This window comes from Streptomyces sp. NPDC054840 (genome assembly GCF_053611065.1).
On sequence record NZ_JBSGZP010000893.1, the window covers coordinates 1 to 2,428 of the forward strand.

Genomic DNA, 2,428 nt, shown 5'->3' on the forward strand with positions numbered 1-2,428 from the left:
AGCCCGGTCAGGGCCGCGCGGCGGGTGGGTGCGGAAGGCGGGTGCGGCGTGCGGCGTGCGGGCGGTCGTGCAGCGGACCGTACGCCGGGCCCGTGACCGGCCCGGGTCGGCGCGCCCTCCCCCGCTCCGAGCGGCCCGCGCGCCGCCCCGGGACCGTCAGCCGGTCCGCCGCCCCGTCCGCAGCACGCAGTCCCCGCAGAGCCCGCCCCCGGGCACCTGGTAGTAAAGGCAGCAGCTGCGCCGTACGAAGGCCACCCCGAGCCCCTCCTCGTGGATGAAGGTGCCGGTTCCCGCCAGCGCTCCGCCGTCGCTCAGCAGCGCTCCCGCCAGCTCCACGGCCGCGCCGCCCGGCACCCGGTCGATCAGCACCCGCAGCGCCCCGACGAGCCCGGACGCCGCGTTCCCCCGCAGCACCTTCGGCGAGACCCCGAAGCGCTCGCGCAGGCCCTCCTCGAGCACGGCCAGGTTCGCCAGGACGTTCTCCCCGAGGGCCTCGGCCGGCCGGCCCGGGGCGGGCTCGGGCAGCCACAGCTGGAGCGATCCAGCGTCCGGCAGCCGCCACCACACCCGGTCGGCGGCCAGGTCCGGCACCCGGCCGGCCAGTGCCGCGCAGCCGAGCCCCAGCGACCAGAGCCGGGAGGCGATCCCGAGCTGCGCGGTCGAGGCGGCCACCCGGCCGGGTCCGGTGCCGATGCGCCGGCCCACCTCGGCCACGTACGGCACGAGCCGCTCCCCGTACAGCGCGGTGAGCGGCCGGAAACCGGCACCGGGCGGCTCCTTCCCGTACGGCACGGTGAAGAAGGGCCCCACGGCGGCCAGTCGCCGCAGTACGTCGTCCATGGCCGAAATGATCTCAGCGGCGCGGGACGGGGGTCAGGCCGGGTCCGGGATCAGGCCGGGTCCGGAGTCGCTCCTTCGAGGACCTCCAGGTAGTGCGGGTTGCGCATGATGCCGAGCACATTCCCGAACGGGTCGGTGACGGCCGCCGTGACGAAGCCCCCGTCACCGTGCGCGGTCACCGGCTGGTACTCGTCGGCCCCCAGATCAAGCAGCCGCTGCCGGACGGCGGGAAGGTCGTCGACAGCCCAGTAGGCCACCGCGCCGCCCGGGCCCTCGGCCGCGCCCGGCGGGGCGTAACGGCGGTCGACGATGCCCAGCTCGTGCTGGTAGTCGCCGATGCGGAACTCGGCGTACCCGGGACGCTCGAAGTACGGGGCGATCCCGAGGACCTCGGTGTACCAGGCCTTCGCCGCCTCCAGGTCGTCGGCCCAGAAGTTGATCGTCGCAAACCCTCGCAGCATGAACGCCCTCCTCGACCGACGGAAACATCGTCCCGACTCTACGGCGGCCCCCTCGGGAACCGCCGTACCGGACCCGGGTGGCGTAGTCGTACCGCTCCGTGATCCCACCGTTCACGGACACACCGCCGACGACCATCTGTTCGATGCCCGGGCGGGTCGGTGCGACGCCGGGACGGGCTGCGGGATCGGCGCGCGGGGCCTCGCTCGGGACCACCGGACTTTTTTCTCATCCTCGCAGGTCAGCCATGATCACACGGTGACCGGCGGCGGTCGGCACAGCCCTCCGGAGGGCCCACGTCGTACGGTGGAGGTCATGTCCGTGGATCGTGATGACGGGCGCTCCGCGGCGAAGACCCGAGTCCCCGAAAAACAGTGTCGCGCCATTGCCGAATTGGGGGTTCAAGAGAGGACTTCGAGGAGCTACATTGAGCCACTCGCGTTCACCTGACAGCCGGTTGCCTTTCACTCGTGTTTTGCACGGGGGGCGACGTCATGGACGCAGACTGTGCAACCACCCCACCGCCCAGAAGGACCGAAGGCTCCGTGCCCGTACCCGTACACCTCGCGGGCCGCACCGTGCGGCTCGAGCCCCTCGCCCCCCACCACACCGAGGCTCTGGCCGTGGCCGGGGCCGAGGATCGTACGACTTACGCCTTCACTCCCGTGCCCCACGGTGTGCAGGCGTCACACGAGTACATCGAACGCGCCCTCGCCGATCAGGCCGCGGGTCGATCGCTCCCGTTCGCGGTGGTCAGAGCCACCGACGGGCGGGTCGTCGGTTCGACCCGGTTCCTGGAACTCGACTACTGGCAGGGGCCTCTGGTCTGGCCCGCCGTGCCCGGAGTCCCGTTCGGCGATCCGGCGACGGCGATCCCCGATGCCGCCGAGATCGGCAATACCTGGCTGTCCCCGGGCGCCCAGGGGACCGGCATCAACACCGAGGCGAAGCTGCTCATGCTCCGCCATGCCTTCGAGACCTGGGGGGTACGGCGTATCTCGCTGCGCGCGGACGCGCGCAACGGCCGGTCGAGAGCCGCGATGGAACGGCTGGGCTTCACCTGTGAGGGGGTGCGCCGGGCCCATTCGCGGGGGCTCGACGGCGCCGTCCGCAGTACGGCCTTCTACTC

General features: G+C 72.7%; 3 protein-coding genes. 1 reads left to right on the forward strand and 2 read right to left on the reverse strand.

Translation table 11 applies throughout. The features are described from left to right. Nucleotides 1–156: 156 nt before the first annotated feature. Complete coding sequence (locus ACWGIU_RS35590; RefSeq protein WP_453712230.1) at nucleotides 157–840, reverse strand: (2Fe-2S)-binding protein; 684 nt, start codon at nucleotides 838–840, stop codon at nucleotides 157–159. 50 nt (nucleotides 841–890) lie between these two features. Continuing rightward, complete coding sequence (locus ACWGIU_RS35595) at nucleotides 891–1,301, reverse strand: VOC family protein (protein ID WP_453712231.1); 411 nt, start codon at nucleotides 1,299–1,301, stop codon at nucleotides 891–893. A gap of 543 nt (nucleotides 1,302–1,844) precedes the next feature. On the opposite strand from ACWGIU_RS35595, the gene ACWGIU_RS35600 reads away from it, so the two are divergent. Then, nucleotides 1,845–2,428 (forward strand): GNAT family N-acetyltransferase (locus ACWGIU_RS35600; RefSeq protein ID WP_453712232.1); only part of this gene is annotated, 584 nt, incomplete at its 3' end.